Here is a 25,626-nt window from a genome sequence, read left to right as displayed (position 1 = left end):
TGCCCCGTGTGCCAACCCCCGGGGGGTCCCTGTACCCCCCCCCCGGCCCCCCGGGGGGGCCCCCGCCCCCCCCCGCTGGGAGGGGGGGGCCCGGGCCCCACGGCGGGACGGGCCCGCTACTTCCCCGCCACCACCTCCGCGATCTGCGGCGCCGGAGCACCCTTGCGCCAGGCCAGCCGCACCGCGTCGGCGGTCCGGCCGTGGGTGTCGATCCTGGTGTACGTTCCACCGAGCCTGCCCACGGTCCGCCAGCCGCCGTCCGCGTTCCGCAGCTGGACGTCCGCAGCAGCCGTGGAGCCGGCCGACTGGAGGACCGTGACCGATCCGACCGCACGTGCTGCGCCCAGCCCGGTCTCCAGCGACTCGCCGGACTCCGGAGCCCGCGCGGCGCGGTAGACGGTGCCCGGGTCGCCGTCGGCCGCCGAGCCCAGGGCGGTTCCGGTGGCCGCCGGCGGGTTGCCCGTGACCGCACCCTGTGCGGTGGTGACGTGGAATTCACGGACGACGACCCAGCTGGTCTGCTCCGCTGTCGCACGCGCCCGGACATAACGGGCCTTCGTGCCGGCGGGCGGGGTCGCGGTGACGTCCGCCTGCTCGGAGAAGGCCGTGAGCTGCTGCCAGCTCTTGCCGTCGGCCGAGTACTCCAGCACCCCCGCGTGGAGGTAGTCGTCGGTACTGCCGGGCTTGCCCATGGCGAGCGTGATGTCGCCGATGTCCCTGGCCCCGCCGAGGTCCACGGTGAGCTGGTCGTCCACGGCGGGCGCCCCGTCGCTCCAGAAGTACGTGGAGTCGTCTCCGTCGAGAACCCGGGAGACGTCGTTGCTCTGGTACGCCCCGAGGTTCGTCGAGGCGGAGGGCCGGCCGCTCACGCCGAGGATCCGGTCGTGCTCGGCCGTGGCCGCCCCGATGAACGTGTCCAATACGCCGTCGCCGACGAGGACCGGCACCTTGCGGCCGTCGAGGCCGGTGTAGACGTACGACTTGGCCTTCTCGACCTGACCGGGCAGTTGCTGCCGGAGCTCCCAGGCCTGTGCACCGTTGCCCGCGCGGGCCGCCTCGACCATGCGCAGGGCGGTGCGGGACGCGGTCGCCCAGGACTCGGTGGCGTCCAGCCAGGGGCCGGAGTCCTGGATGAAGCCCCGGTCCGGAAGTCCTGCACGCAGCCGGGCGGGGGCTGCGCCGAGGTTCCCGAGGACGGAGGTGAGCCGCTTCGCGTCGCCGGACTTCCAGTAGCGCGCGAACTCCGCCGCGAGCTCCGGTGCCTTGTCCTTGTTGAGCGCGGAGCTGTAGTTGACGTCGGCGAAGGCGCGCAGCGCCTGCTCGGTGCGGGCGTCGCCGCCCGCGTACTCCCTGAGCCCCCTGCCCCATGAGGTGCGCGGGTCGTACGCGGCGTCGTTCCAGGAGTAGTCCGCGACGGTGTACAGCGAGAGCTTCGATGCGTACGGCTGGATCATCGGGTTGGCGGTGATGCCGGCGAGCCTGCCCGGGAGCCCCTTCTCGCGCCCGTTGAACGGGCCGAGGAGCAGCCGGTCGGTCGCATAGTCGTTCACCGGGTAGTTGTCCCAGGTCAGGATCGGGTGCCCGAACACCTCGCGGGCGGAGTCGGCCTGAGCCACCGTCATGGTCGGAGCGACGACTCCCACCCCGGTCCATTCGACGAGCACGTCCGGGTCGAGCTGTTCGGAGAGCGCGGTCTTGTACGCCGATTCGCTGACGTCGTAGTACTCGGTGGGGACCATCTGGAGCGGCTGGGCGCCGGGGTGGGTGGCGATGAACTCCTTGTTGACCCGGTTCAGCAGGTACGCCTGAGCGGCGCCTGCCGCACCGCCGCCGGTCCCCCACTTCGCCTTGTCGGCGTCGCAGTTCCAGTCGGTGTAGCTGATGTCGTCGAGCGGTACGGCGAAGGTCCGTACGCCGATGTCCCAGATCGTCTGGAACTTGTCGACGAGCGCCTTCGCGTCCTCGTCCGAGCTGTAACAGACCGACAGGCCGGGAGAGAGCGCATAGGTGAACTCGACATGCCGCTGGACCGCCCGGTCGGCGAGGTCCTTGATCTGTGCCAACTGGTCGGCGGGGTACGGGTCGCGCCACTTCGCGCGGAGGTAGGCGTCGTCCTTCGGCGAGTACACGTAGATGTTCATCTTGTGCTCGCCGTAGTAGTCGAGCTGGTCCAGGCGGGCCTCGTGCGACCAAGGCGTGCCGTAGAAGCCCTCGATGACGCCGCGCAGCGCCGTGCCGGGCCAGTCGCGCACCGCGAGTCCGCCGACCTCCGCCCCCGGACCCTTCCGGTGCGGCAGTACCTGACGCAGGCTCTGCGCCGCGTAGTAGGTGCCGGTGGTGTCCTTGCCCGCGAGGACGACACGGCCCGCCCCGATGCCGAGGACGTACCCGTCGGCGGGCAGTCCGGAGGGGCCTTCGAGCTTCTGGGCCGCGAGCGCGCCAGTGTCACCGACGTGGACGGTGAGCCCGGTCGCGGAGGCCCGGGAGGCCCGGACGACGCGCTGGGCACCGGCCTGTTTCAGGGACGTCGCCACCACGTCGAGCGAGGACTCGTCCGCCGTCTCCCCGGCCACCACGGTGACGGTGGGAGTGATGGTGATCCGGTCGGACCGGTTCTGCACGGACTGCGGGGTCGGGGTGATGACGGGGTCGTCCTGGGCCTTCGCCGGGGTGCCGGTCCCGGTGGCGCCGGCCGCCTGGGCGGACGGTCCGGCGGCCAGCAGACCGCCGACGAGCAGGGCCGCCGCCGCGGCGAGAGCGGTGAGGCGGGGTGGGCGAGGCGTCACAGATCCTCCATTGATCACTTAAGTCATCAGAGTCGCGCAACACAACAACACTGAATTCAACATCCTGGCGCTTACATGTCAATGGTCTGGACAACATCACCGCGTGGACCTGGAGTTTTCTCTTCTGACGCGGTAGTTATGCGCCATGACAGAGACGATGCGTACCCCCGGACTCGCCGCCCCTCCCCCGCCGGGTGCCAGCGCGTTACCGCCGGGCACCTATGAAGACAGCGTGGTCCTGGTGACCGGCGGCGGCTCGGGGCTCGGCAAGTCGATCGCGGCAGAGTTCGCCCGGCTGGGCGCGCATCTGGTGATCGTCGGCCGGAACGCCGAGCGGCTGACCTCGGCCCGCGCGGAGCTCGCGGCACTGACCGGCGGCCAGGTCATGACCCTCCCGGGCGACATCCGCGACCCCGACCGGATCACCGAGGTATTCGACGCGGCCGAGGCCGAACTGGGGCGGCCGGACGTGCTGGTGAACAACGCGGCCGCCAACTTCCCCTCCCCAGCGGAGGACCTGTCACCGAACGCCTGGCGGGCGGTCCTCGACATCACGCTGACCGGCACCTGGTTCATGACCCGGGAGTTCGGACGGCGCCATCTCGCGGCCGGGACGGCGGGCTCGATCGTCAACGTCGGCGCTTCGTACGCCTGGACCGGTGGCCCCGGACACGCCCACTCGGCCGCCGCGAAGGCCGGGGTGAAGAACCTGGTCGAGACCCTCGCCGTGGAGTGGGGTCCGTACGGGATCCGGATCAACGGGCTGGTACCGGGGCTGATGCCGCACGAGGACATGACCGCCGACATCCGCGGCAACCTGGAACGGGCCGGGGGAACGGACCCGGCGCACGACGCACGCCAGCCCGCGCTCCGGGTCGGGCTGCCGCGCGAGCTGGGATGGGCGGCCACGTTCCTCGCCTCGCCGTACGCCGGTTTCATCAGCGGCCACTCGCTCGTGGTCGACGGCGCCAACTGGCAGCGGCGCTCCCTGGTCGCCCCGCCTGTGGTGCCGGTGCGTGAGCAGCTGGGCCGCGGCCCGTTCGCGCCACCGGCCCCCGAGCGGCACTGAGTCAGGCGCCTTCGAAGTGCGCAGGACGACGGGCGGCCTTGGCGGCGTAACCCTCGGCGCAGTCCTGCGAAGTGAGCGTGAGGGCCGCCGCCAGCGCCGTACGGTCGAGTGCGTCCGCCATCCCGGAGTCCGCGAAGGCGTCGACCGAACGCTTGATGTGCCGTACGGCCAGGGGGGCGTTGACGGCAACCGCATCGGCCACGGAGCGTGCCGTCCGCTCCAACTCGCCCGGCGGCGTGACACCCTGGAGCAGCCCGATCCGCTCGGCCGTCGCCGCGTCGATCCGGCGGCCGGTGAGCGCGAGGTACTTCGCCCAGCCCGCTCCCGCCTCCCGGGCGATCCGCATATCGCCTCCCGCGTCGACGGCGACACCGATACCGGCCTCCGGCAAGGCGAACACGGCGTCGTCGGCGGCGATCCGGATGTCGGCCATGAGCGCCAGCTCGAAGCCGAAGCCCAGGCAGTAGCCCTGGACGGCGGCGACCACCGGCTGCGGAAGCCCGGCGAACGCGGCAAAGCGTTCGTGCACCCAGCGGATGCCCTCGTAGTAGCGGTGGGTGCGCTCGGCGGGGGTACGCCCGGTGATGTCACCCCCGGGCGCGGTGACGTCGATCCCCGCACAGAAGGCCCGGCCCTCGCCCCGCAGCAGAACGGCCCGCACCGAGTCGTCGAACCTGATCCGGTCCGCCATGATGCCGAGCTGCCTGCTGGACTCCCAGCTCCAGCCGTTGAGCCGATCGGGCCGGCAGAGGGTCAGCACACCCACGCCGTCCTCGACCCGGAGCGTCATCCGCTCCTTGCCCTCCGGAATGTCGTGGTCGAGGATGTCGAGCACGGCCGCCCCCTCCAGTAACTGACGCATCGTCAGAATACGGTGCGCAGCACAGCGTACGGCGACGTACCCGGAGGCGGCCAGAGCCCGTCCGGCTCAGCGCGCGAAGAGCTCGAAGGTGACGGCGGGCCGGCCGCCGAACCGCTCGGCCGACGCTTCGGCGTTGCCGGTGAGGAAGGTGCGGCAGTACTCCTCGGGGTTCTGGTCCGTGAGTGCTTCGATGTACGTGCGATGGGCGAGCAGCGACTGCACGGAACGCTCCAGCCCGGCCGTCGCGTCGACGGCGTGCGTGGCCGTCGCCGATCCGGCGACGGCCACCCACCGCACCCCGTTCCACGGCTCCAGCCCCTGCTCGGTCAGCTCGGGGAAGATCCAGCGGTTGCCCGCGTCGGCTGCCGCGTCCAGGGCCGCTCGGCCGACCGCGCGGTGGTCGGGGGTGTTCCAGGCGACGCCGCCCCAGGTGTCGCGGTGGTTCGGCGTGACGATCAGCTCGGGCCGGTACCTGCGGACGGCCGCCGCGATGTCGCGGCGCAGGTCGAGGCCGTACTCGATGACGCCGTCGCGGTGGTCCAGGAAGTCGACCCGGGTGACGCCGACGACGGCCGCGCTCGCGCGCTGCTCCTGCTCGCGCAGGGGCGCGCACTTCTCCGGTTCGAGCGTGTCGATGCCGGCCTCGCCGCGCGTGGCCAGCAGATAGGCGACCTCGCGTCCGTCATCGGTCCACGCCGCGACGGCCGCCGCGCAGCCGTACTCCAGGTCGTCGGGATGCGCGACGACGGCGAGTGCGCGCCGCCAGTCCGTGGGCATGACTTCCAGCTGCTCGGTCATGTCGGCAGGCCAGTGCCGCGTCAGCCCCCCGTCGCGACGCCATGCACGCACTCTCGCCGCACCGGGCGGGCGGCCCGGTGTCACACGCGGGCGGACCCGGGCGCGTCCGCACCCGCCCATGGATTTTCCGTACCCCCACCCTCCACTTTGCATGATCATGCGTAATGACGCATACTCTTCCTATGTCTAAGGTTCTTACCTCCCTGCCGGCCGGCGAACGCGTCGGCATCGCCTTCTCCGGTGGCCTCGACACCTCCGTCGCGGTCGCCTGGATGCGCGACAAGGGTGCCGTCCCGTGCACCTACACCGCCGATATCGGCCAGTACGACGAGCCCGACATCGCGTCGGTGCCCGGCCGCGCGTCGGCGTACGGCGCCGAGATCGCGCGGCTGGTCGACTGCCGTGCGGCGCTGGTCGAGGAGGGCCTGGCCGCGCTCACCTGCGGTGCGTTCCACATCCGCTCGGGCGGACGTGCCTACTTCAACACCACGCCGCTCGGCCGCGCGGTCACCGGCACCCTGCTCGTCCGGGCGATGCTCGAGGACGACGTGCAGATCTGGGGCGACGGCTCGACGTTCAAGGGCAACGACATCGAGCGGTTCTACCGCTACGGGCTGCTCGCCAACCCGCACCTGCGCATCTACAAGCCGTGGCTCGACGCGGACTTCGTCCACGAGCTCGGTGGCCGCAAGGAGATGTCGGAGTGGCTGGTCGCCCACGAACTCCCCTACCGCGACAGCACCGAGAAGGCGTACTCCACCGACGCCAACATCTGGGGCGCCACCCACGAGGCCAAGACCCTGGAGCACCTCGACACCGGCGTCGAGACCGTCGACCCGATCATGGGTGTGCGGTTCTGGGACCCCGAGGTCGAGATCGCCACCGAGGACGTCACGATCGGCTTCGACCAGGGCCGCCCGGTGACGATCAACGGCAAGGAGTTCGCCTCCGCCGTCGACCTGGTGATGGAGGCCAACGCCATCGGCGGCCGCCACGGCATGGGCATGTCCGACCAGATCGAGAACCGGGTCATCGAGGCCAAGAGCCGCGGCATCTACGAGGCGCCGGCCCTGGCGCTTCTGCACGCCGCGTACGAGCGGCTGGTCAACGCGATCCACAACGAGGACACCGTCGCGCAGTACCACAACGAGGGCCGGCGTCTCGGCCGTCTCATGTACGAGGGCCGCTGGCTCGACCCGCAGGCGCTGATGATCCGTGAGTCGCTCCAGCGCTGGGTGGGCGCGGCTGTCACCGGAGAGGTGACGCTGCGGCTGCGGCGCGGCGAGGACTACTCGATCATGAACACTGCCGGCCCGGCGTTCAGCTACCACCCGGACAAGCTGTCCATGGAGCGCACCGACAACTCGGCGTTCGGCCCGGTGGACCGGATCGGTCAGCTCACCATGCGCAACCTCGACATCGCCGACTCGCGCGCCAAGCTGGAGCAGTACGCCGACCTCGGCATCGTCGGCAACACGCACGCGACGCTCATCGGTGCCGCCCAGGCGGCCTCGACCGGTCTGATCGGCGCGATGCCGCAGGGGGGCGCCGAGGTCATCGCCTCCCGCGACCGGGCCGAGAGCGACGCCGACCAGATGCTCGACCGTGCCGCCATGGAGTCCGGCACCGACTGACCGGAGCCGTACCGAATCCGCCCGCCCGGCGGGATGCTTCGCCGCATCCCGCCGGGCGGGCGGTGCTGCTTGCGCCCTCGCGGTCTTCTGTCACACGCGTCAGGAGTGGTGTGAGATCACCGACCGCCGTGTCGGGTTGCGCACACCCCCGGGCGGATACCCCGCCGGGTACTCTGGCCTGTCCGGGGCAGGAGAGACAGAAAGCCTGCCCCACCCCGGTGAACGAAAGGAAAAACTGCTCGTGACCAGCCCCGTATCCCTCTCACCTGCTCAGGCCGCGGCCCGTCTCACGGAGTTCACCGTCATCGATGTGCGGGCCCCGGGCGAGTACGCCTCCGGGCATGTCCCCGGCGCCCTGAACGTTCCGCTCGACCGTCTCTCCGAGGCGGTGCCGGCCCTCAAATCCGCATCGGCGCGTGGCGCCCTGCTCGTGGTCTGCGCCTCGGGCGTCCGCTCCACCCGGGCCTGCGACATCCTCTCGGCCGCCGACATCGACGCCACCACGCTGACCGGCGGCACCTCCGCATGGGAGGGCGAGGGCCACGATCTGGACCGCCCCGCCGGGGGCCGGGCCACCTGGCCGATGGAGCGGCAGGTGAGGCTCGCCGCCGGTTCGCTGGTGGTGGCCGGACTGCTGGCCGGCATCCGGTACCCGGCCGCTCGCTGGCTGTCGGCCGGTGTCGGTTCCGGTCTCGTCTTCTCCGCGGTGACCAACACCTGCGGCATGGCAGCGGTCCTGTCCAAGCTGCCCTACAACCGCGACCCGCGTGCGGCGGCGAACCTGGACGCGACACTGGACGCCCTCCAGAGCTGACCGCGGCCGGGCGGGCCCTCGACAGGAGCCTGCCCTGCGGAACGCCCGTACGCGAAGGAGCCGGACGCACCCCGCGCGCGTCCGGCTCCTTCGCGTACGGGGCCGGGGAACGTCGGAGCCGGCCCGCGCCACGGGGCACCACCGGATCAAGGGGTCCCGGCGCGGACCGCGCTGGTCGCCAGAGTGGTGTACTGCATCGTGAAGCGGCCCCCCAGGGCGTCGATCGCGTCCCCCACCGCCCCCAGAATCTCAGCCAGCGGCCCCGGAGGGAGCCGGGTGAGGGCGCCGGTGGTGGGGAGCAGGTTCAGCCACTGGTCGCGGGTGCAGGACTGTTCCCAGTCGAACCTCCACTGCTCCGGTTCGTGGAACCGCTCCGTCTCGCGGATCCCGTCGGCGATCTGCTCGTAGCCCGCCCGGTACAGCTCCAGCGGGCGCCGGGCCGGCTGACCGCTGAACGGGGAGTCGGGCGCCACCCGCCGGAAAGCCGCGGCGAAGGGCTCGGCCACCTCGGCGGGCGGTTCGAATACGTGCCCGAAGATCGCCAGACGCCCGCGCGGACGCAGTACCCGGGCCGCCTTCACGGCGCCGACGGAGGGATCCACCCAGTGCCACGACTGGGCGGCGACCAACGCGTCGAATCTTCGGCCGGCCGGCTCCCAGTCCTCGAAGGTCGCCGTCTCGACCTCCAGACCGCGGGCCTGTGCGAGACCGGCCATCCGGTCGTCCGGCTCGATGCCGAGCACGTCGCAGCCGGCGGCCTGGAACTGGCGTGCGGCGATGCCGGTACCGCAGCCGACGTCGAGCACGTCGGGCCCCGGGCTCCTGGCGACGATCCGCGCGACCAGGTCATCGGGGTAGGCGGGCCGGGCCCTGTCGTAGCGCTGCGCGTCCACGCCGAACGACTCGGCCGTCTGCCGAGCCTGGTGCGACGGCGCCGGCTCTGGCTGTTCTCGCGGTAGAGTGGGCATGCGTTCACTTTAGTGGGCAAGCGCCCACTGGGCAACGGACGCCAGAAAACTGGCCTGCGAGAGGATCTGTACGTGCCGACCGGTGTGCACCTACGCGATGCGCGGCAGCAGCTGTTCGACGCCGCCGAACGCGTGCTGCTGCGTGATGGCCCCAACGAGCTGACCAGCCGGGCCGTCACCGAAGAGGCGGGATGCGCCAAAGGCGTCCTGCACCGGCACTTCGACGACTTCGACGCCTTCCTCACCGAGCTCGTGCTCGACCGGGCCGCTCAACTCGAGACACAGGCACGGACGCTGCGCGAGGCCGTCGGCACCGGCACGGTGGCCGACAACCTCAGCGGCGCGCTGACCACCCTGTTCGGGCCGGTTCCGGTGGCGATCATCCCGCTCATCACCTTCCGGGACGAGCTGCGCGCCCGGCTGCGGCAGGCGAGACCCGGGGGCGGTCTCGCGATCCTCACCCAGATCACGGCCGCGGTCTGCGCCTACCTGGCCGACGAGCGCGGAATCGGCCGCATCGCGGCGGACGCCGACATCGACTCACTCACCCTCTCCCTGGTCGGGGGCGGGCATCTCCTGTTCGCCGACCGCGACCCGGACCCGCCGGCCACGGCCACCGTCGACAAGCTCGTGACGACGGCGCTCGCCGGCGTCCTGCCGGGGCCGCATCGCCGGTCCTGACGCGCAGTGAGACGGCGACGCCCGCCCCCGGTCGCCGGCTCAGGCCTCGTCGCGGACCAGGGCGAGCAGCCGGTCCAGCACCCTCGGGCCGCCCGCGCGCAACCCGTCGTGCTCGAACTCGTCGGTCACCCAGGTGCGCAGCCCACGGATCGACGCGGCGGTGCGCAGGGCATGGGCGGTGTCCACGTACATGTCGTCGTGGTACACGGCGGCGGCCACCGGTACCTCGTTGGCGGCGAGGCGCTCGGTGTCGTACAGCGGCTCCCAGTCGCCGCGGGTGGCGAGCAGTTCGGCCGTCTCGCGCAGCGGGCGCAGCGCCGGGTCCACGTCGAAGTGCCAGGGGTGGATGCTCTCGCCGGTGAAGAGGACCGGGCCGCCCCCCTGGAGGGCGGCCGCCGCGTCGAACTGCGGGAACTCGGCACGTACCCGCTCGGCCGCCCAGCCGGTGGGCCGTTCGTCCTGGCCGTAGATCGCCTCGTGCAGGAGCGCATACAGCGGATGTCCGGCGAACGAGCAGGCCGTGCGCATGGCCTCCTGGAAGGTGTCGGAGAGCTCGGTGCCGTGCGGGGTACGGACGAAGGCGTTCTCCAGCAGGTAGTGGAGCTGGTGGCTGCCGGAGCCCCCGCCGAGCATGATGCCGAGCGACTGGAACCCTTCGGGCGTCAGCCGGTGCCCGGCGCTCTCCGGGCGGTGCTCCGCGAGGTGAGCGGTGATCTCCCGGGCGCGCTCGACGTCCTGCGGGTAACGGGCGTAGTGCGCCGCGGCCTTGCGCTCGATCCTCGGGTACGCGGCCCGGTAGACGTCGTCCGCGTGGGCGTCGAGCGAGGGCAGACCGCCGGTGATCAGAACGGTGCTGAGCCCCTCCGGCGCTGCGGAGAGGTAACGGACGGCGCAGAAGCCGCCGAAGGACTGGCCGAGGACCGTCCAGGGCGCTCCGCCGGTCAGCTGCGGACGGATCAGTTCGCAGTCCCGCACGATGCTGTCGGACCGGAAGTGCACGAGGTAGTCCGCCTGCTCGCGCGGACCGCCGCGCAGCGGCAGGGTCTGCCGGTTGGCCGGGGTGGAGAGCCCCGTGCCGCGCTGGTCCAGGAGCAGCACCCTGAACTCCTTGACCGCCCGCCCGAGCCAGGCCTCCGCTCCGGTGAACCGCCGCGCCCCGAAGCCGGGCCCGCCCTCCAGGTACAGCAGCCAGGGCAGCTGTTCACCGGCCCTGGACGCGGCGGCCACCTCCCGCCCGTACACCTCGATCTGCTCACCGCCGGGGTCGGTGTGATCGAGCGGCACGGTGAAGTGGTGGTCCGTGAGGACGAGGCCGGGCTGACGGTAGCTGTTCAAGGGTGCTCCTGAATCCGATGTTTCACGGACAGTTCAGCACACCTCCGTGACCCGGACAGTCCCGGCCCGTGTGCGGCGGGACCGGCTGCCTCCTACCGTGCAGTCATGATCCGGTTCGAGCAGGTCGGCAAGGTCTATCCGGACGGCACGACGGCGGTCCACGAACTGTCCTTCGAGGTCGCCGAGGGGGAACTGGTCACCCTGGTCGGCCCGTCCGGCTGTGGCAAGACCACCACGATGATGATGGTCAACCGGCTGATCGAGCCGACCTCGGGACGGATTCTGGTCAACGGCAAGGACATCTCGACGGTCGACCCGGTGCAGCTGCGCCGCGGGATCGGCTATGTCATCCAGCAGGTCGGCCTCTTCCCGCACCGGACGGTCCTCGACAACACCGCGACGGTCCCCGCGCTGGTCGGCTGGAAGCGGTCCAAGGCCCGGGAGCGCGCGGCCGAGCTGCTGGACCTGGTGGGCCTCGATCCGTCGACGTACGGATCCCGGTACCCGGCGCAGCTCTCCGGCGGCCAGCGCCAGCGCGTCGGGGTGGCACGCGCCCTGGCCGCCGATCCGCCGGTGCTGCTGATGGACGAGCCGTTCGGCGCGGTGGACCCGGTGGTGCGGGAGCGGCTGCAGAACGAGTTCCTGAGCCTGCAGGCCACGGTCAGGAAGACGGTGCTGCTGGTCACCCATGACATCGAGGAGGCGGTGCGCATGGGTGACCGGATCGCGGTGTACGGAGAGGGGCGCATCGAGCAGTTCGACAGCCCGGGGGCGGTGCTCGGGTCCCCGGCGACCCCGTACGTGGCGCGGTTCGTGGGGGCCGACCGGGGGCTGAAGCGGCTGTCGGTCACCACGATCGAGCCGGAGGATCTGGAGGAGCCGCCGGTCGCCCGGCTGGACGAGCCCGCCCGGGTGGCGGCGGCCCGGCTCGGTGCCGCGGGCTCGCGGTGGGCGGTGGTTCTCAACGGTGGCGGCGAACTGCACGGCTGGGTGGCGGCGGACGCCCTGCGGATCGCCGGGGAGCACGGCACGGTGGGTGAACTCGCCCGCCGGATGGACGCGTGGGTGCCGGTCGGCGCCCCGTTGAAACAGGCGTTCAGCGAGATGCTCCAGCACGACGCCGGGTGGGTGGCGGTGCTGGACGGGGCGCGCTTCCTCGGCGTACTGACTCCGGCGAAACTCCACGAGGCCCTGCGCCGGTCGGTGGACGCCGACGCACAGGGCGTGGGGCGCGACGAGGTCGACTTCGACTCGGTGGCGGACGCCTGACGGGGCCCCGGGCCGCGCGCGTACCCGGTTCGCACGCCGCACCGGCCTTGTGCGGTCAGCCTCCGGGGATGAGGTTCCTGGACCGCAGGTAGGTGCGCGCCACGTCCTCGGGGAGCCGTCGCCAGCTGTCCACCTGCTCGTTCAGCCGGGCCAGGTCCGCGGTGGTCAGTACGGTGTTGAGCTTGCCCAGCGCCTTGCGCACGCCCTCGCTGCCCGCCCGGGACCGGTTGACGACGGGAACGAGGTAGTCGGCGTTCTGCAGGTGCTTGTCGTCGGCGAGCAGGACGAGGCCGAAGTCGTCCAGGGTGGCGTCGGTGGTGGTCGTCAGCACCATCTGGTCCCGCCCGCTCTGGACGGCCTGCTTGGCCTGGGTGGTGCCGACGCCCTTGGGGTCGACGGCGGTGATGTCGATCCCGTACGTCTTCTTCAGGCCGGGTGCGCAGTAGGGGCGCTGCACGCATTCGTCGCCCGCCGCCAGCCTGACCGGCAGCCCCGATTTGCCCAGATCGCTCAGCGACTTCAGATGGTGCTTCCTCGCGTAGGCGGAGGTGACCGCGAAGGCGTTCTGGTCGACGGCACGACCGGCGTCCAGGACGGTGAGACCGCGCGGTGCGGCCAGAGCGCGCAGGGCCTTCATGGTGGTGTCGAGGTCCGGCGAGCCGACCGGCTCGGCGTCGGCCCCGTTCTTCTTGGCGTTGAGCCAGTCGGCGAACGTGGCGGCATACTCCGGTACGACGTCGATCTGGCCGCTCTCCAGCGCCGGTTCGTAGATCTCCCGGTTGGTGACGGAGATGATGTTCGTGGAGTAGCCGGCCCGGTCGAGCAGCAGGGCGTACATCTGGGCGAGCAGATCGCTCTCGGTGAATCCGGCCGAGCCGATCGTCAGTTGCTTGCTGTCGCCCGGCGGAGCGGTGACCTCGCCCTGGTTCTCCAGGGCGGGACCGGTGGTGCAGGCGGTCACCGGCAGCAGGAGCAGCAGGATCGCGGGGGCCGTGCGCCGGGCCCTCATCCGGCGTTCCCGTCGCGCACCCAGTCGGGCGCGAGGCGCTGCGCCACCTCGAAGAGCCCCTCGACGATCAGCGCGAACACCGCGACGAGCACCGCTCCGGCGACCACCTGGGCGGTGGAGGCGAGGTTGAAACCCGCGGTGATGATCCGGCCCAGCCCGCCGCCGCCCGCCAGCGCGGCGATGGTGGCGGTGGCGACGAGCTGCACGGCGGCGATCCGTACGCCGGTGAGGATGAGCGGCAGGGCGAGCGGGACCTCGACCTGGAACAGCAGCTGCCGTCCCGTCATACCCATGCCCCTGGCCGCCCGTACGACATCCTGGTCGACCTCCCGCATGCCGACGTAGGCGTTGGTGAGCAGCGGAGGTACGGCGAACAGGACGAGGGCCACGATGGTCGGCCCCTCGCCGTACCGTCCGACCGGGGTCAGCAGCAGGAGCACCAGGACGGCGAAGGTGGGGACGGCCCGGCCGACGTTGGAGATGTTGACGGCGAGGGCGCCGCCCCTGCCCAGGTGGCCGAGGACCAGCGCCACGGGCAGTGCGATGAGACAGCTGATCAGCAGGCAGACGACGGTGAGGTAGAGGTGCTGGCCGAGCCGGGCCCAGATGCCGTCGTCGCCGTACCAGTGCGCCGAGGTGGTGAGCCAGGACCACGCCTTGCCGAGTGTGTTCACGACTGCCTCCGCGTCCAGGGGGTCAGCAGGCGTTGCACCAGGAGGAGCAGCAGGTCCGCGACGACGGCGATGACGACGCAGAGCACCGACGCGGTGAGCACCTGTGCCTTGAAGTAGGTGTTCATCCCGGAGTAGATCAGGTTGCCGAGTCCGCCGTAGCCGACGATCGCGCCGATGGTGACCAGGGAGACCGCGGAGACGGTGGCGATGCGCAGGCCCGCCATCGCGGCGGGCAGGGCGAGCGGCAGCTCCACGGCCACGAGCAGCCGCACGGGCCCGTACCCCATGCCGCGAGCGGCCTGACGGGTCTCCTCCGGTACGGCTCGGAGTCCGGCCAGGATGTTCCGCACGAGAAGCGTGAGGGAGTACAGGACGAGGCCCGCGACGACGAGCGCGGCGGACAGTCCGTACACCGGCAGCAGCAGCGAGAACATGGCCAGCGACGGGATGGTGTAAAGAATCGTGGTGACCCCGAGCACCGGGCCGGCCGCCCAGCGCCAGCGGCGGGCTGCGAGGGCGAGCGGGAGTGCGAGGACCAGGCCGATGAGCACGGCGATCACGGTCAGCTGGAGATGCTGGAGTACGGCGTCCCACAGGATGTGCCGACGGCTGGTCAGATAGGCGCCGCAGATCCATTCGTTGCGCGCGAGGCAGTCGTCCGGGGGCGCGGTCACCTTCCCATTCCAGCCCGGAACACCGCAGGAGCGCGCGTACTGATCGACTGTTCGGGGGGGCACTGACGGTTCAGGGGCCGCCGCGCGCCCCGGCGGCCGGGGCGCGCGGTGTCCTGCGCGGACTTCACCGCAGGCCAGGCTCGGGTCAGGGCTGTGCGGCCACCCCGGTCAGGACCCGCACCAGCTCGTCCGGACGGGAGTACATCGGCCAGTGCCCGGTCTTCATGGTGACCAGATCCCAGCCCTCCTCTGCCACCAGCTCGGCCACGTCGTCGCTCGGTTCGGGACCGTCGAGCAGACACTTGACGTAGGTGGCCGGAAGGCTGCCGAGCGGGCGGCTCAGCACGGCGCGGTCGCTCAGCGAGGCGCCCGGATGCGGCGTCGAGCCGGCCACGAGCCGCTCGATCTGCCCCTCGGTGAGCCCCTGGCCCTCGAAGTCGGCCGCGGTCAGCGGCGCCCAGAAGCCGCCGTTCCCCTCGATCTCGGCCTCCAGCACCGCCGGGCCCTGCCACCACGTGGAGACGAAGGACTCCCCGTCGGCCGGGATGCTGGCGTCCACGAACACGACACGCGCCAGCCGGTCACCGATCCGCTCGGCCGCCTGGCCGACCGGGATGCCCGAGTAGCTGTGTCCGACCAGAACGACGTCGCGCAGATCGAGGCGCTCCACCACGTCCACGATGTCGGCCACATGGGTCTGCCGGGCGACCGGCAGACCGCTCTTCTCACCGACGCCGGTCAGTGTCACCGGATGCGCGCCGTGCCCGGCCGCACGCAGCCCCGGGACCACCTCGTCCCATGCCGACGCCCCCAGCCACGCACCCGCCACCAATACGAATTCAGTCATGGGACGAAACCTAACCGAGGGGTCCGACAAACCCGTTGACCGGCAACGGAGGGCACTGTCCGGGGCTCAGCCCCGCGACCGGCCCGGCGCGGCGGTGCCGGCGTGCTGCCCTTCGGAGCGCGCAGCCGTGGCCGGGCCGGCTCCCGAGGCCGTCCGCCGGTCCAGGATCTCCAGCACCTTCTCGCCCCAGCGCAGGTTCTCCTCCTCGAAGGACCGTCCGCGCATCAGCGTCAGATAGGGACCGATACGCCCGGCCTCCGCCACGAAGGCCTCCTCGTCCCGGCCGTCCAGCAGGCGCTCACGCAGCCGTTCGTAGCGGGCGATCTTGGCGCGTGCCCACTCCATGCGCTCCTCGACCGAGGCACGGACCGCTTCGCGGTCACCGCCGTCCACTGCCTGGGTCATGACCAGGAGCTCGTCCCGGATGGCGGTGGGGCGGGGCGGCTGGGCAGTGAACGTGCTCAGCGATTCACGGCCCGTCGCCGTGAGGGTGAACACCCTCTTGTTCGGCCGGCGCAGCTGCTCGACCACACGGGCCTCGATCAGCCCGCTCTCCGCAAGCCGGTCCAGCTCCCGGTAGAGCTGCTGCGGTGTGGCGGACCAGAAGTCCGCCACCGAGACGTCGAAGACCTTGGCCAGGTCGTAGCCGGAGGCCTCGCCTTCCAGCAACGCCGCCAGGACCGCGTACTTGAGAGACATCTGGACAGGTTAACACCGATGTGATTAATCTCTTTCACACCTATTCAACAAATTGACTATGGAGCGGCACATGCACCCCTTCCGCACAGCAGTCGAGGCCCACGACCTGGATGCCGTCGAGGCGATGCTGGCCGAGGACGTCGTCTTCACCAGCCCGGTGGTGTTCAAGCCGTACTCCGGAAAGCCGTTCACCGCGGCGATCCTGCGCACGGTCTCCGAGGTGTTCACGGACTTCCGGTACGTCCGGGAGATGGCGAGCGCGGACGGACGCGACCACGCGCTCGTCTTCGCCGCGAAGGTGGGCGACCGGGAGATCAGCGGCTGCGACTTCCTGCACCTGAACGAGGCGGGCGAGATCGACGACCTCATGGTGATGGTCAGGCCCCTGTCAGGGGCGCAGGCGCTGGCCGCGGCCATGGGCGCGCGATTCGACGAGGTCACCCGCCAGGCGTCGGCAGGCTGACCGCGTCCGGTCGCCGGCCGGCGGCCCTACCCCACCGCGTTGGTACGATCGCCGCCCCATGGACACAGTCACGGACATCCGGATGATCAGCGTCCCGGCGGGTCGGACCACCCTGTCGGACCGCCGTACGCAACGCAGTTGGACGGTCGAGCTCGCCCCGTACCGGCTGGCGGCGTGTGTGGTCACCCAGGACCTGTACGCGCAGGTCACCGGCGAGCACCCGTCCGCCGCGCGGGGCGGCCGGCTGCCCGTCGAAAGCGTTTCCTGGCTGGACGCGGTCGGGTTCTGCAACGCCCTGTCGCTGCGCGCCGGACTGGCTCCCGCCTACCGCCTGCACACCGGCGCCGAAGGCGTCGGCCGGGACACCTCCGCCGACGGGTACCGGCTGCCCACCGAGGCCGAGTGGGAGCATGCCTGCCGCGCCGGCACGACGGGCGCGCGCTACGGAGAGCTCGACGACATCGCCTGGCATCGCGGCAACTCGCAGGAGCGGATCCACGAGGTGGGCACAAGGCAGCCCAACGCATGGGGGCTGTACGACACGTTGGGCAATGTGTGGGAGTGGTGCTGGGACGTCTACGACGCCGAGGTCTACGGCAGCTACCGGGTGCTGCGCGGCGGCGGTTGGTTCGACGAGCGCTGGAGCTGCCGGGCGTCGGTGCGGCGGCGCAGCCACCCGACGTTCCGGATCGACGACACGGGGTTCCGGGTGGCGCGTTCCGCCCTCTGACGAGCCGCACGGCACGCTCCGTCGCGACCGTGACCGCTTGGTCGTTCCCGGCGGGGCGACGACCGCCGCCGGCTTGCGGAGCGGCGGCACATGGGGTTGATTCGAAGGAGGTGTGCAGTGACTGCTTCCCCTCTCCCGGTCTGGGGTGAATCCCCGTGCTGTTCTCCGACCGCGCCGACGCGGGACAACGACTCGCCGAAGTCCTCCGGCCCTTGGCCAAGAGCGATCCCGTCGTGCTGGGCCTGCCCCGTGGCGGGGTTCCGGTGGCCTTCCGGGTCGCCCTTGAGCTCGACGCTCCCCTCGATGTGATCGTGGTCCGCAAGCTCGGCGTCCCGCACCATCCGGAACTGGGCCTCGGCGCCATCGGCGAGGGTGGCGTGCGCGTCATCAGCGAGGACATCGTGAGCCGGAGCCGGACGTCGGAGGCGGACCTCGCCGCCGTCGAACGCGCCGAGACGGCCGAGCTGCTGCGGCGGGCCCGGGCCTTCCGCGGCGACCGGCCGCGCATCCCGCTGGGCGGGCGCTCCGTGGTCGTCGTGGACGACGGCATCGCGACCGGCGCGACCGCTCTGGCCGCGTGCGAGGTGGCACGGGCGCAGGGCGCGGCACGCGTCGCCCTCGCCGTGCCGGTGGCACCGCCGGACGCCGCCGAGCGGCTGCGCGGCCAGGTGGACGAGCTGGTGTGCCTGTCCACGCCGACGCGGTTCTCCGCGGTGGGCGAGTGGTACCGGGACTTCGGCCAGACGCCGGACGAGGAGGTCGTCGCGCTGCTGGCGCGGGCCGCGGACCGGGCCGATGCGCCGGCGGCCGTCGAGGTCGGCGTGGAGGCGGGCGGCGTCGTCCTGCCGGGTGAGCTGACCGCCGCAGGCCCTTCCGGGGCTCTCGTGGTGTTCGCCCACGGCTCCGGCAGCAGCCGGCACAGCCCGCGCAACCACTCGGTGGCGGCCGCGCTGCACCGGGCGGGCCTCGGCACGCTGCTCTTCGACCTGCTGACACCCGCCGAGGAGGCGGACCGCGCCAACGTCTTCGACATCGCGACCCTGGCGGAGCGGCTGGTGGACGCCACCGGCTGGCTGCGGCGTCGTGAGCCCCTTCCCGTCGGCGTCTTCGGAGCGAGCACCGGGGCGGCGGCCGCACTGCGGGCGGCGGCCGCCCTCGGTGCGGAGCGGGGCACCGGGATCGGCGCGGTGGTCTCGCGGGGCGGCCGGCCTGATCTCGCGGGGCCGGTCCTCGGGGACGTCCGGTCGCCGACGCTGCTGATCGTGGGCGGCCGCGATCCCCGGGTGCTGGAGCTGAACCAGCAGGCGCAGGCGGAACTGCGCTGCGAGAACCGGCTCGACGTCGTCTCCGGTGCGACCCACCTCTTCGAGGAGCCGGGTGCGCTGGACGACGTCGCCGCACTGGCCCGGGAGTGGTTCACCGGCCATCTGATGGCCCGGTCCGGCTGAGCCGCGAGGCACCGGGACGGTTTCACACCATTCACACACGGATCGACGATCGCGAAGCAACCCTGAGCGCGCATCCGCCGTCTTGATCCACAGCAAGGCGGTACGCCGCACACGACAAGCCTCGTCCGCCCCCCCATGAGCGAACTGGTCAGAGCACCGAGCGACTATGCGCTGAATGTATACATCGAGAGCATAGTCAAGCGGCCGGCCCGTTTGCGCGCGAAAGGCTCCCATGCACAGCAAAGCGCTGGCGCCCGAGTACCAAGGCGCCCTCACCAAGATGTCCGTGAACGCCTCCCTCACCGACGTACTGGCCGAGGGCGAACGTCACTTGAGGGCTGCCGAACTCTCCGGCTCCCAGCAGGAGGTGGCCCGCACCGGACTCGCGGTGGCCGAGGCGCACCGAAGGCTGGGGCATGTGGGCGAAGCCGACCGCGCCTGGAAGGCCAGCTACCGGGCGGCCAGGTCGGCCGAGGACACCGGGGCGATGGCCTGGGCGCTGTGGAGCGGCGGAACGCTCGCCCGCCAGCGGGGCGCCCTGCGCCTCGCCTTCCGCCTGCTGCGTCTGGCGGCCGACCTGGGCAAGAAGGGCGGCGACGTGGTCGCCCGCGGCTATTCGCTCGCCGGGCTCGCGGAGACCGGGCGTATTCAGGGCGACTACCGGACCGTCGCGAAACTGCACGAGCAGCTGCTCGCCGAGGCGCGCGCCCGGGGCGAGGCCCGCCACACCGTGTGGGCCCTGGAGGGCATCGCGCAGATCCACCGGAACACCGGCTCGTTCGACACCGCCCTGGAGATGTTCGAGGAAGCGGCCGAGCTGGCCGGGAACGCGGACGACCGACGCGGCCGGGCGTGGGCGCTGCGCGGCATGGCCGACATCATCTCCGTACGGGACAACGACCCGGAGCAGGCGCTCGCTCTGCTGGCCGAGGCCGAACTCACCTGCCGCGCCATGAACTTGTCCAGCGCCCTCGCCTACAACCACAAGATGCGCGCCAATGTGCTCTACCGCGCCGGACGGTACGAGGAGGCCCGGCTTGTCTACGAGGAGGCGCTGGGGGAATTCCGGGAGATGACGGAGCCCCGGGGTGAGGCGCTGGCCACGCTCGGACTGGTGAAGTCGCTGGCCCGGCTCGGCCGCGACCGCACGGAGACCGCCGCTGAGCTGGACGGGCTGCGCGTCACGCTCGACCGGATAGGGCTGCTCAACGCCCGCGACATGGTGGACAAGGCCTACACCGAACTCGGCGTCGCACCGGCCGGTGCGACGGTGACCGGGGAAGCCGGCCGCCGATGACGCCCCCGGTCACCCAGCAGGCCACGGCGCCGGAAATACTCTCCCGCTGCCGCGCTCTCGTCCGTCCGGATCTCAGCCTGGCGGTGCGGCAGCTGCATCCCTGGCACGCCGAGATCACGGCGTTCTCGCTCGGCTGGGACGGTCCCGGCGGCCGGGCCGTCCCCGGTGGACAGGGCAAGGGGATCCGGCAGGCCCTCGCCGTGCTCGGTGCCGAGGCCGTCGGCGCGCCTGCGCGGAGCGCGGTCCGCGGAGCCGTGGCGGTCGAGCTGATCCACACGTTCTCCCTGCTCCACGACGACATCATGGACGGCGACGAGACCCGCAGACAGCGCGCCACCGCCTGGAAGGCCTACGGGACCGGACCCGCCGTCCTCGCGGGTGACGCGCTCTTCGCGCTGGCCGTGCAGACCCTGGCCGACGCCCCCGGGACGCAGTGTGTCCCCGCGGTGCGGCTGCTGGCCGGCACGCTCAGCGATCTGGTCCGCGGTCAGGCCGACGACCTGCTCTTCGAGACCCGGCCCTGGACCGGGCCCGATGCCGTGCAGCCGCACGAGTACCGGCTGATGGCCGAGCACAAGACCGGCGCGCTGCTCGGCTGCGCCGCCGGGCTCGGCGCCGTGCTCGGCGGGGCCGGACGCACCGAGACCGACGCGCTCAGCGCTGCGGGACGCCATCTGGGGGTGGCCTTCCAGACCATGGACGACGTGCTCGGCATCTGGGGCGACCCGGAGGTCACGGGCAAGCCGGTGCACAGCGATCTGCGCCGGCAGAAGAAGACGTACCCCGTGCTGACCGCCCTCGCCGCGGGAGACCGCGCCGCGCTGCAGCTGGGCGCGCTGCTGCGTACCGGCGATCCCCTCGACGACAGCACGGTCCGGCGGGCCGCCGGTCTCGTCGAGGAGGCCGGCGGCCGCTCGGCCGCCGTGGACGAGGCCCATCGGCATCTGGAGAGCGCCCGCGCCTGTCTGGACAGCGTCACGCTGGCACCGGACGCCGTCGGGGAACTCCTCGCGCTCCTCCCGTACTTCGTGGAACGCACCGTGTGACACGCCGCTTCCCGGCCGGACGCACCGGGCGAACGCCGGGGCACCGGCCGGGGCTTCGGGGGGCCATGGCCGGCGCACCGCACATCGGCCCGGTCGATCCGGCGCCGGTCGTCGAGGCCCCGCAGGCGCCGGGACGGCGGTGTTCGCGCTCAGGAGTGCATGGACGCACCCTTGAGGATCTTGTCCACGGCGTTGCGGGGACCGTGCACGGCCAGCCCGACCAGATCCATCGCGTCCCGGCCCACCGCGCGGACTGCCGCCCGGTTGTCCCGGTCGTTGCCCGTCGAGAAGAGGTCGGAGGTGAACACGGACAGGGTCACACCCCGGCTGACCGCACGGTTGTGGGCCGTCGTCAGCATCTCCTTCCCGCCTTCGAGGACCATGACCGGCTGCCGGAACATCGGCAGATAGGGGGTGCCGTCGGCGTCGGCATACGGTTCGCCGACCAGTTCGGGCACCGCGGTACCGAGGCCGCTGACCAGGAAGGCCGTGACGTTCAGTCGCTGCCAGGTCCGGAGGTCGTCCCGGAGCAGGACGGCGATCTTGGTGTCGAAGCGGACGGGGGCGGTTTCATCTGTCATGGCTCCGAGCCTGCCCGGCCCTCCCCCGGGCCGTCTTGTACGAACTTTGCATGCTGTCGGGAGCCGCCCGCCGGGATCCCCGCCCGGAGCGGGCGCCGCGGCCTCCGGGCGTACGATCGACCCATGGCAGCTCGTCCGGACATCACCGCGTGGTGTCCGCCCGTGGAGGGGATCGAAGAGGTCTTCCACGCCCACTTCATCGATCACTCCTACCCCATGCACACCCACGACGCGTGGACCCTGCTCATCGTGGACGAGGGCATGGTCCGCTACGACCTGGACCACCACGAGCACGGGGTCCTCACCCATGTGGTGACGCTCCTGCCCCCGCACGTTCCGCACAACGGCGGCGCGGCGACGGCCGAGGGGTTCCGTAAACGCGTGCTCTACCTCAGCACCGGACAGGTCGACGAGCAGCTGATCGGCATGGCCGTCGACAGCCCCGTGCTGCCCGATCCGGCGCTGCGCAGCCGGATCGACCGGCTCCACGCGACACTCGCCGAACCGGGCGACGAGCTGGAGGCGGCCAGCCGGCTCGCTCTGGTCGCCGAGCGGATCGACCAGCATCTGCGCAACCGGCTGGAGCCCGTCCGGTACGTGCACGACCGCAGGATCGCGCACCGGCTGCGCGATCTCCTGGACGAACGGTTCGTGGAGGGCATCACGCTCCAGCAGGCGGCGCTGCGGCTGCACGCCCATCACGCTCATCTGGTGCGGGCCTTCAGCCGTGAGTTCCAGATGGCGCCGCACCAGTACGTGACGGGCCGCCGTGTCGACCTCGCACGCCGGCTGCTCCTCCAGGGGCTGCCGGCACCCGATGTGGCGACGGCCGCCGGCTTCTACGACCAGTCCCATCTGGCGCGCCACTTCAAGCGTGTCGTGGGTACCAGCCCGGGGCGCTACGCACGCAACCGCGGACCGCTCGTGCCGCCGACGCTCTGACGACGGCTACCGGCGTTCCAGCGAGCCGCGGACGAAGGCGGCCTGCCCGACGTGCTGGAGATCGTCCGACAGCACGCTGATCAGCCGTACTCCCAGGGTGACCGGCGGCGACCAGGCCTCGTCCACGACCCGGTCCAGCGCCTTGCCGTCGAGTCCCTGGAGGAAGCCGACCGTCTGGAGGTGCACGGCGTCGTAGTAGCCGACCAGCAGCTCCGGCGAACCCACCTGTACCGCCGCGACCTGCGTGCTGCTCTGCCCGTAGCCTGTGGCGTCCTTGGCGAAGGGCAGATCGAAGCGGGCGGCCCAGTCCTGGGTGAACCAGATCTGCTCGATACCGGCCGCGTCGGCGATGTGATCGTCCTGGACCCGAGTCAGATGCCACACCAGCCAGGCGATCGAGTTCGCGCCCTCGTCGAGGCGGGCATGGAGGTCGTCGGGGTCGAGGCCCTCGACGGTCGAGTGCACTGTCTCCCGGATGCGGGTGAATCCATCCACCAGAATATCTGCGACGTTCATGTCATCACCATGCCGTTCCCCTGCCCCGCCCCGCCATCGACACGCCCCGGTACGGAGGCCGGAGGTGCCTTGCGGGTCACGGCGCCAGGCGCGCGGCCCCGGCCGGCCGCTCGGCGCGACCGCCCACCCCGGCGGCCCGCGCGGCGGCGTGCAGGGAGCGCAGCGCCAGCATCAGGAATCCGATGTCGTCGAGGTACACGGGGTCGGGCAGCAGGTCGACGGGCGACACGGTGTAGATGACCGCGGCCCAGACCAGCGCCTTGTTGTGCAGCGGGATTCCGGCATCGGCCAGCAGCTTCCGGGCCCGGAACACCCGCACCAGAAGGACGCCGGCGATGCCCACGGTGAGCAGCGCGAAAACCGCGCCGATGACGATCCATGCCGAGGTGTCCATGCCTCATCGTGTACCCGTTGACGGCGCAGTCACCACGCGGGCGGGCCACCGGGGGTGTGACAGCGGCCTCCTCGTCATCCGCGGTCCTTGGCCCGCCTGCGGCTGCGGCGCTTCAGCGTGCGGCGCTCGGCCTCCCCCAGACCGCCCCAGACACCCGAGTCCTGGCCGTTCTCCAGGGCCCAGTGCAGGCACGCCTCCCGCACCGGACAGCCCCGGCACACCGCCTTGGCGTCCTCGGCCTGTACCAGTGCGGGGCCCGTGGTCCCGATGGGGAAGAACAGGTCCGGGTCCTCGTCGCGGCATGCCGCGTGCTCGCGCCAGTTCTCCATGCGGCCTCACTCCTTGCAGTCGTCTTCGTGTGGTCGGCTCAGTACGCTGCGAGTGACCGTCGTGAGGCTTCCGAAACCCCTGCGGCACGATGTCGCGGTCCGCAGGAGCTGCGGGGGCGGTGGCTCCGGGGCGACCATGGGGAGACAGCGGACCTTGCGTCCGGGCACGGTGACGGCATGGGAAGGATGGCCCGTGGGCGGCACTGAAGACATGCGGACCGGCTGGGGCGACGCACAGCCGGCAGATGTGCGCCGCTCCCCCGAGGGCGGTCTCGTGGATGTCCTGGGAACGGCCGCGATGGTGCTGGACACCGAGGGCCGCATCGCGCTGTGGAGCCCGCAGGCCGAGCGGTTGCTGGGCTACACGCCGCAGGAGGCGCTGGGCCGGTTCGCGGCCCGCATCCTGATCGACGAGGAACACTTCGATCTGGTGCTCGGGCTGTTCTCGGAGGTGATGACCGGCGGTGGGACCTGGGCGGGCAGCTTCCCCGTACGGTGCAAGGACGGCAGCACCCGGCTGCTGGAGTTCCGCAACATGCGGCTGCAGGACGACCGCGGCGACTTCTACGCGCTGGGACTGGCCACGGACGGGGCCACGCTCCGGCAGGTGGAGCGCGATCTGGCACTGTCCGTGCGTCTGGTCGACCAGTCCCCGATCGGTCTGGCCGTCCTGGGCAGCGATCTGCGGTATCTGGCGGCCAATCCCGCGCTTGAGCGGATGGACGGGCTGAGCGCGGCCGAGCACATCGGCCGCCGGGTGGGTGAGATGCTGCCGTTCCTGGACGCCGACGCGGTCGAGTCGGCGATGCGCGAGGTCCTCAGGACCGGCGTGCCGCAAGTGGGTCAGCAGGTGGAAGGCCGCACCGCGGCCGATCCGGAGACCGACCGGGCCTGGTCGATGTCGCTGTACCGGCTGGACGACTCCGGTGGTCAGGTCCTGGGGCTCGCCGTCTCACTGATCGATGTGACCGGTCACCAGCGGGCCGCGGCCGAGGCGGAGCGGGCCCGGCACCGGCTGGCGCTCATCGCCGATGCCTCGGTGCGCATCGGCACCACCCTGGACCTGGAGCAGACCGCGAGGGAGCTGGCCGAGGTCACGGTGCCGGAGCTCGCCGACGTCGCGGCCGTCGATGTGCTGGACAGCGTGCTGAAAGGGCGTCCCAGCCGGACCGAGGGCCCGGCCCTCATCCAGGCACTGGCCGTCGTCGCCGCCCGGCCGACACCGGTTGTGGAGGCGGCCGACCCGCCGGGCCACGCGGCCCGCTACGGCGCCGACCGGCTGATCACCCGGTGTGTGCGCACCGCCAAGCCGGTCCGGGAGCCGTATCTCGACGCGGAGAAGCTGTCGCGCATCGCCCGCGACAGCCATGCGGCACAGCTGCTGGCGGAGGCAGGCGCGCACTCCTACCTGGCGGTGCCGCTGATCGCCCGGGGCGAGGTCCTGGGCGCCCTCGACCTCATACGGACGGACAACCCGCTGCCGTTCACCGAGGACGACGAGGTGCTCGCCGCCGAGCTGGCCGCCCGGGCGGCGGTCAGTATCGACAACGCCCGGCTGTTCCGGCAGCAGCGGGAGACCGCGCTCACCCTCCAGCGCAGCATGCTGCCGCACAACCACCACGATCCGGTCGGACTGGAGGTGGCGTCGCGCTACCGGCCGGCCGCGTCCCGGTACGAGGTCGGCGGCGACTGGTTCGATGTCATCCCGCTGCGGGAGGGCGGCACCGCCCTGGTGGTCGGCGATGTCATGGGCAGCGGTAT

General features: G+C 71.8%; 26 protein-coding genes. 12 read left to right on the top strand and 14 right to left on the bottom strand.

Annotated elements, in window-relative coordinates; all coding sequences use genetic code 11:
• Positions 1 to 116: 116 nt before the first annotated feature.
• Positions 117 to 2,786: a beta-N-acetylglucosaminidase domain-containing protein gene (locus tag ACFVW8_RS22340; protein WP_389692632.1), complete on the bottom strand. Its 2,670-nt coding sequence runs from the start codon at positions 2,784 to 2,786 to the stop codon at positions 117 to 119.
• A gap of 145 nt (positions 2,787 to 2,931) precedes the next feature.
• Between ACFVW8_RS22340 and ACFVW8_RS22335 the strand changes: the two genes are divergently transcribed.
• Complete coding sequence (locus ACFVW8_RS22335) at positions 2,932 to 3,855, top strand: SDR family oxidoreductase (protein WP_389692630.1); 924 nt, start codon at positions 2,932 to 2,934, stop codon at positions 3,853 to 3,855.
• A gap of 1 nt (position 3,856) precedes the next feature.
• On the opposite strand, the gene ACFVW8_RS22330 is transcribed toward ACFVW8_RS22335, so the two are convergent.
• Positions 3,857 to 4,717: an enoyl-CoA hydratase/isomerase family protein gene (locus ACFVW8_RS22330; RefSeq protein WP_389692628.1), complete on the bottom strand. Its 861-nt coding sequence runs from the start codon at positions 4,715 to 4,717 to the stop codon at positions 3,857 to 3,859.
• Between the two features lie 66 nt (positions 4,718 to 4,783).
• The gene (locus ACFVW8_RS22325; RefSeq protein WP_389692626.1) at positions 4,784 to 5,515 is read right to left on the bottom strand and encodes a PIG-L deacetylase family protein; all 732 of its coding nucleotides are present in this window, start codon (positions 5,513 to 5,515) and stop codon (positions 4,784 to 4,786) included.
• A gap of 182 nt (positions 5,516 to 5,697) precedes the next feature.
• Between ACFVW8_RS22325 and argG the strand changes: the two genes are divergently transcribed.
• On the top strand, positions 5,698 to 7,149 hold the full coding sequence (gene argG / locus ACFVW8_RS22320; protein ID WP_389692624.1) for an argininosuccinate synthase: 1,452 nt from the start codon (positions 5,698 to 5,700) through the stop codon (positions 7,147 to 7,149).
• A gap of 241 nt (positions 7,150 to 7,390) precedes the next feature.
• Positions 7,391 to 7,963: a rhodanese-like domain-containing protein gene (locus ACFVW8_RS22315; RefSeq protein ID WP_389692622.1), complete on the top strand. Its 573-nt coding sequence runs from the start codon at positions 7,391 to 7,393 to the stop codon at positions 7,961 to 7,963.
• Between the two features lie 146 nt (positions 7,964 to 8,109).
• On the opposite strand, the gene ACFVW8_RS22310 is transcribed toward ACFVW8_RS22315, so the two are convergent.
• Positions 8,110 to 8,931 (bottom strand): class I SAM-dependent methyltransferase, encoded by an 822-nt coding sequence (locus tag ACFVW8_RS22310; protein ID WP_389692620.1) that lies wholly within the window; start codon positions 8,929 to 8,931, stop codon positions 8,110 to 8,112.
• 72 nt (positions 8,932 to 9,003) lie between these two features.
• Between ACFVW8_RS22310 and ACFVW8_RS22305 the strand changes: the two genes are divergently transcribed.
• Positions 9,004 to 9,612 carry a TetR/AcrR family transcriptional regulator gene (locus ACFVW8_RS22305; protein ID WP_389692618.1) on the top strand — a complete coding sequence of 203 codons (609 nt, stop codon included), beginning with the start codon at positions 9,004 to 9,006 and terminating at the stop codon, positions 9,610 to 9,612.
• A gap of 39 nt (positions 9,613 to 9,651) precedes the next feature.
• Here the strand turns inward: ACFVW8_RS22305 and ACFVW8_RS22300 are convergent, their stop codons facing one another.
• Positions 9,652 to 10,947 carry an alpha/beta fold hydrolase gene (locus ACFVW8_RS22300; RefSeq protein ID WP_389692616.1) on the bottom strand — a complete coding sequence of 432 codons (1,296 nt, stop codon included), beginning with the start codon at positions 10,945 to 10,947 and terminating at the stop codon, positions 9,652 to 9,654.
• A 105-nt stretch (positions 10,948 to 11,052) separates the two neighbouring features.
• Here ACFVW8_RS22300 and ACFVW8_RS22295 point away from each other — a divergent pair, with 105 nt between their 5' ends.
• Complete coding sequence (locus tag ACFVW8_RS22295; RefSeq protein ID WP_389692615.1) at positions 11,053 to 12,216, top strand: ABC transporter ATP-binding protein; 1,164 nt, start codon at positions 11,053 to 11,055, stop codon at positions 12,214 to 12,216.
• A gap of 55 nt (positions 12,217 to 12,271) precedes the next feature.
• Here the strand turns inward: ACFVW8_RS22295 and ACFVW8_RS22290 are convergent, their stop codons facing one another.
• The 5 genes from ACFVW8_RS22290 to ACFVW8_RS22270 all read right to left on the bottom strand — a co-directional run bounded on the left by ACFVW8_RS22290 (position 12,272) and on the right by ACFVW8_RS22270 (position 16,119).
• Entirely contained in the window at positions 12,272 to 13,225 is a 954-nt protein-coding gene (locus ACFVW8_RS22290; protein ID WP_389692613.1) for an ABC transporter substrate-binding protein, read from the bottom strand.
• Positions 13,222 to 13,899 carry an ABC transporter permease gene (locus tag ACFVW8_RS22285; RefSeq protein WP_389692611.1) on the bottom strand — a complete coding sequence of 226 codons (678 nt, stop codon included), beginning with the start codon at positions 13,897 to 13,899 and terminating at the stop codon, positions 13,222 to 13,224. The genes ACFVW8_RS22290 and ACFVW8_RS22285 overlap by 4 nt, the downstream gene beginning before the upstream one ends.
• Complete coding sequence (locus ACFVW8_RS22280; protein ID WP_389692609.1) at positions 13,896 to 14,573, bottom strand: ABC transporter permease; 678 nt, start codon at positions 14,571 to 14,573, stop codon at positions 13,896 to 13,898. Before ACFVW8_RS22280 ends, ACFVW8_RS22285 begins: the two co-directional genes overlap by 4 nt.
• A 145-nt stretch (positions 14,574 to 14,718) precedes the next feature.
• Positions 14,719 to 15,420, bottom strand: coding sequence for an alpha/beta fold hydrolase (locus ACFVW8_RS22275; protein WP_389692607.1), 702 nt, complete (start codon positions 15,418 to 15,420; stop codon positions 14,719 to 14,721).
• 66 nt (positions 15,421 to 15,486) lie between these two features.
• Positions 15,487 to 16,119: a PadR family transcriptional regulator gene (locus tag ACFVW8_RS22270; RefSeq protein ID WP_389692605.1), complete on the bottom strand. Its 633-nt coding sequence runs from the start codon at positions 16,117 to 16,119 to the stop codon at positions 15,487 to 15,489.
• 70 nt (positions 16,120 to 16,189) lie between these two features.
• On the opposite strand from ACFVW8_RS22270, the gene ACFVW8_RS22265 reads away from it, so the two are divergent.
• The 5 genes from ACFVW8_RS22265 to ACFVW8_RS22245 all read left to right on the top strand — a co-directional run bounded on the left by ACFVW8_RS22265 (position 16,190) and on the right by ACFVW8_RS22245 (position 21,103).
• Positions 16,190 to 16,582, top strand: coding sequence for a nuclear transport factor 2 family protein (locus ACFVW8_RS22265; RefSeq protein ID WP_389692603.1), 393 nt, complete (start codon positions 16,190 to 16,192; stop codon positions 16,580 to 16,582).
• A gap of 58 nt (positions 16,583 to 16,640) precedes the next feature.
• Positions 16,641 to 17,312, top strand: coding sequence for a formylglycine-generating enzyme family protein (locus ACFVW8_RS22260; protein WP_389692601.1), 672 nt, complete (start codon positions 16,641 to 16,643; stop codon positions 17,310 to 17,312).
• Positions 17,313 to 17,467: 155 nt separating this feature from the next.
• A complete protein-coding gene (locus ACFVW8_RS22255) occupies positions 17,468 to 18,760 on the top strand; it encodes a phosphoribosyltransferase family protein (RefSeq protein ID WP_389692599.1) in 1,293 nt (430 codons plus the stop codon).
• 232 nt (positions 18,761 to 18,992) lie between these two features.
• Positions 18,993 to 20,057 carry a tetratricopeptide repeat protein gene (locus ACFVW8_RS22250; protein WP_389692597.1) on the top strand — a complete coding sequence of 355 codons (1,065 nt, stop codon included), beginning with the start codon at positions 18,993 to 18,995 and terminating at the stop codon, positions 20,055 to 20,057.
• Complete coding sequence (locus ACFVW8_RS22245) at positions 20,054 to 21,103, top strand: polyprenyl synthetase family protein (protein WP_389692595.1); 1,050 nt, start codon at positions 20,054 to 20,056, stop codon at positions 21,101 to 21,103. The genes ACFVW8_RS22250 and ACFVW8_RS22245 overlap by 4 nt, the downstream gene beginning before the upstream one ends.
• Before the next feature lie 149 nt (positions 21,104 to 21,252).
• Here the strand turns inward: ACFVW8_RS22245 and ACFVW8_RS22240 are convergent, their stop codons facing one another.
• Entirely contained in the window at positions 21,253 to 21,684 is a 432-nt protein-coding gene (locus ACFVW8_RS22240) for a DUF2000 family protein (RefSeq protein ID WP_389692593.1), read from the bottom strand.
• 123 nt (positions 21,685 to 21,807) lie between these two features.
• Between ACFVW8_RS22240 and ACFVW8_RS22235 the strand changes: the two genes are divergently transcribed.
• Positions 21,808 to 22,626: an AraC family transcriptional regulator gene (locus ACFVW8_RS22235; RefSeq protein WP_389692591.1), complete on the top strand. Its 819-nt coding sequence runs from the start codon at positions 21,808 to 21,810 to the stop codon at positions 22,624 to 22,626.
• 6 nt (positions 22,627 to 22,632) lie between these two features.
• On the opposite strand, the gene ACFVW8_RS22230 is transcribed toward ACFVW8_RS22235, so the two are convergent.
• The 3 genes from ACFVW8_RS22230 to ACFVW8_RS22220 all read right to left on the bottom strand — a co-directional run bounded on the left by ACFVW8_RS22230 (position 22,633) and on the right by ACFVW8_RS22220 (position 23,865).
• Positions 22,633 to 23,142 (bottom strand): DUF664 domain-containing protein, encoded by a 510-nt coding sequence (locus ACFVW8_RS22230; protein ID WP_389692589.1) that lies wholly within the window; start codon positions 23,140 to 23,142, stop codon positions 22,633 to 22,635.
• Positions 23,143 to 23,218: 76 nt separating this feature from the next.
• Complete coding sequence (locus ACFVW8_RS22225) at positions 23,219 to 23,536, bottom strand: YkvA family protein (RefSeq protein ID WP_389692587.1); 318 nt, start codon at positions 23,534 to 23,536, stop codon at positions 23,219 to 23,221.
• 74 nt (positions 23,537 to 23,610) lie between these two features.
• Complete coding sequence (locus ACFVW8_RS22220; protein ID WP_389692586.1) at positions 23,611 to 23,865, bottom strand: WhiB family transcriptional regulator; 255 nt, start codon at positions 23,863 to 23,865, stop codon at positions 23,611 to 23,613.
• A 211-nt stretch (positions 23,866 to 24,076) separates the two neighbouring features.
• Between ACFVW8_RS22220 and ACFVW8_RS22215 the strand changes: the two genes are divergently transcribed.
• Positions 24,077 to 25,626, top strand: a 1,550-nt coding sequence (locus tag ACFVW8_RS22215; protein WP_389692658.1) for a PAS domain-containing protein, incomplete at its 3' end; no start/stop codon positions are given.

Origin of the sequence: Streptomyces sp. NPDC058221 (genome assembly GCF_042882365.1) — a bacterium.
Classification (GTDB): Bacteria; Actinomycetota; Actinomycetes; order Streptomycetales; family Streptomycetaceae; genus Streptomyces.
The sequence above is the reverse complement of the archived record's forward strand: the minus strand, read 5'-3'. Positions and strand labels throughout refer to the sequence as shown.

Bases quoted from the DNA above. Each gene is read 5' to 3' on its own strand.
- ACFVW8_RS22335 (WP_389692630.1), top strand. From the start codon at position 2,932: ATGACAGAGACGATGCGTACCCCCGGACTCGCCGCCCCTCCCCCGCCG.
- ACFVW8_RS22330 (WP_389692628.1), bottom strand. From the start codon at position 4,717: ATGCGTCAGTTACTGGAGGGGGCGGCCGTGCTCGACATCCTCGACCAC.
- ACFVW8_RS22325 (WP_389692626.1), bottom strand. From the start codon at position 5,515: ATGACCGAGCAGCTGGAAGTCATGCCCACGGACTGGCGGCGCGCACTC.
- argG (WP_389692624.1), top strand. From the start codon at position 5,698: ATGTCTAAGGTTCTTACCTCCCTGCCGGCCGGCGAACGCGTCGGCATC.
- ACFVW8_RS22310 (WP_389692620.1), bottom strand. From the start codon at position 8,931: ATGCCCACTCTACCGCGAGAACAGCCAGAGCCGGCGCCGTCGCACCAG.
- ACFVW8_RS22295 (WP_389692615.1), top strand. From the start codon at position 11,053: ATGATCCGGTTCGAGCAGGTCGGCAAGGTCTATCCGGACGGCACGACG.
- ACFVW8_RS22290 (WP_389692613.1), bottom strand. From the start codon at position 13,225: ATGAGGGCCCGGCGCACGGCCCCCGCGATCCTGCTGCTCCTGCTGCCG.
- ACFVW8_RS22275 (WP_389692607.1), bottom strand. From the start codon at position 15,420: ATGACTGAATTCGTATTGGTGGCGGGTGCGTGGCTGGGGGCGTCGGCA.
- ACFVW8_RS22270 (WP_389692605.1), bottom strand. From the start codon at position 16,119: ATGTCTCTCAAGTACGCGGTCCTGGCGGCGTTGCTGGAAGGCGAGGCC.
- ACFVW8_RS22265 (WP_389692603.1), top strand. From the start codon at position 16,190: ATGCACCCCTTCCGCACAGCAGTCGAGGCCCACGACCTGGATGCCGTC.
- ACFVW8_RS22260 (WP_389692601.1), top strand. From the start codon at position 16,641: ATGGACACAGTCACGGACATCCGGATGATCAGCGTCCCGGCGGGTCGG.
- ACFVW8_RS22250 (WP_389692597.1), top strand. From the start codon at position 18,993: ATGCACAGCAAAGCGCTGGCGCCCGAGTACCAAGGCGCCCTCACCAAG.
- ACFVW8_RS22245 (WP_389692595.1), top strand. From the start codon at position 20,054: ATGACGCCCCCGGTCACCCAGCAGGCCACGGCGCCGGAAATACTCTCC.
- ACFVW8_RS22240 (WP_389692593.1), bottom strand. From the start codon at position 21,684: ATGACAGATGAAACCGCCCCCGTCCGCTTCGACACCAAGATCGCCGTC.
- ACFVW8_RS22235 (WP_389692591.1), top strand. From the start codon at position 21,808: ATGGCAGCTCGTCCGGACATCACCGCGTGGTGTCCGCCCGTGGAGGGG.
- ACFVW8_RS22230 (WP_389692589.1), bottom strand. From the start codon at position 23,142: ATGAACGTCGCAGATATTCTGGTGGATGGATTCACCCGCATCCGGGAG.
- ACFVW8_RS22225 (WP_389692587.1), bottom strand. From the start codon at position 23,536: ATGGACACCTCGGCATGGATCGTCATCGGCGCGGTTTTCGCGCTGCTC.
- ACFVW8_RS22220 (WP_389692586.1), bottom strand. From the start codon at position 23,865: ATGGAGAACTGGCGCGAGCACGCGGCATGCCGCGACGAGGACCCGGAC.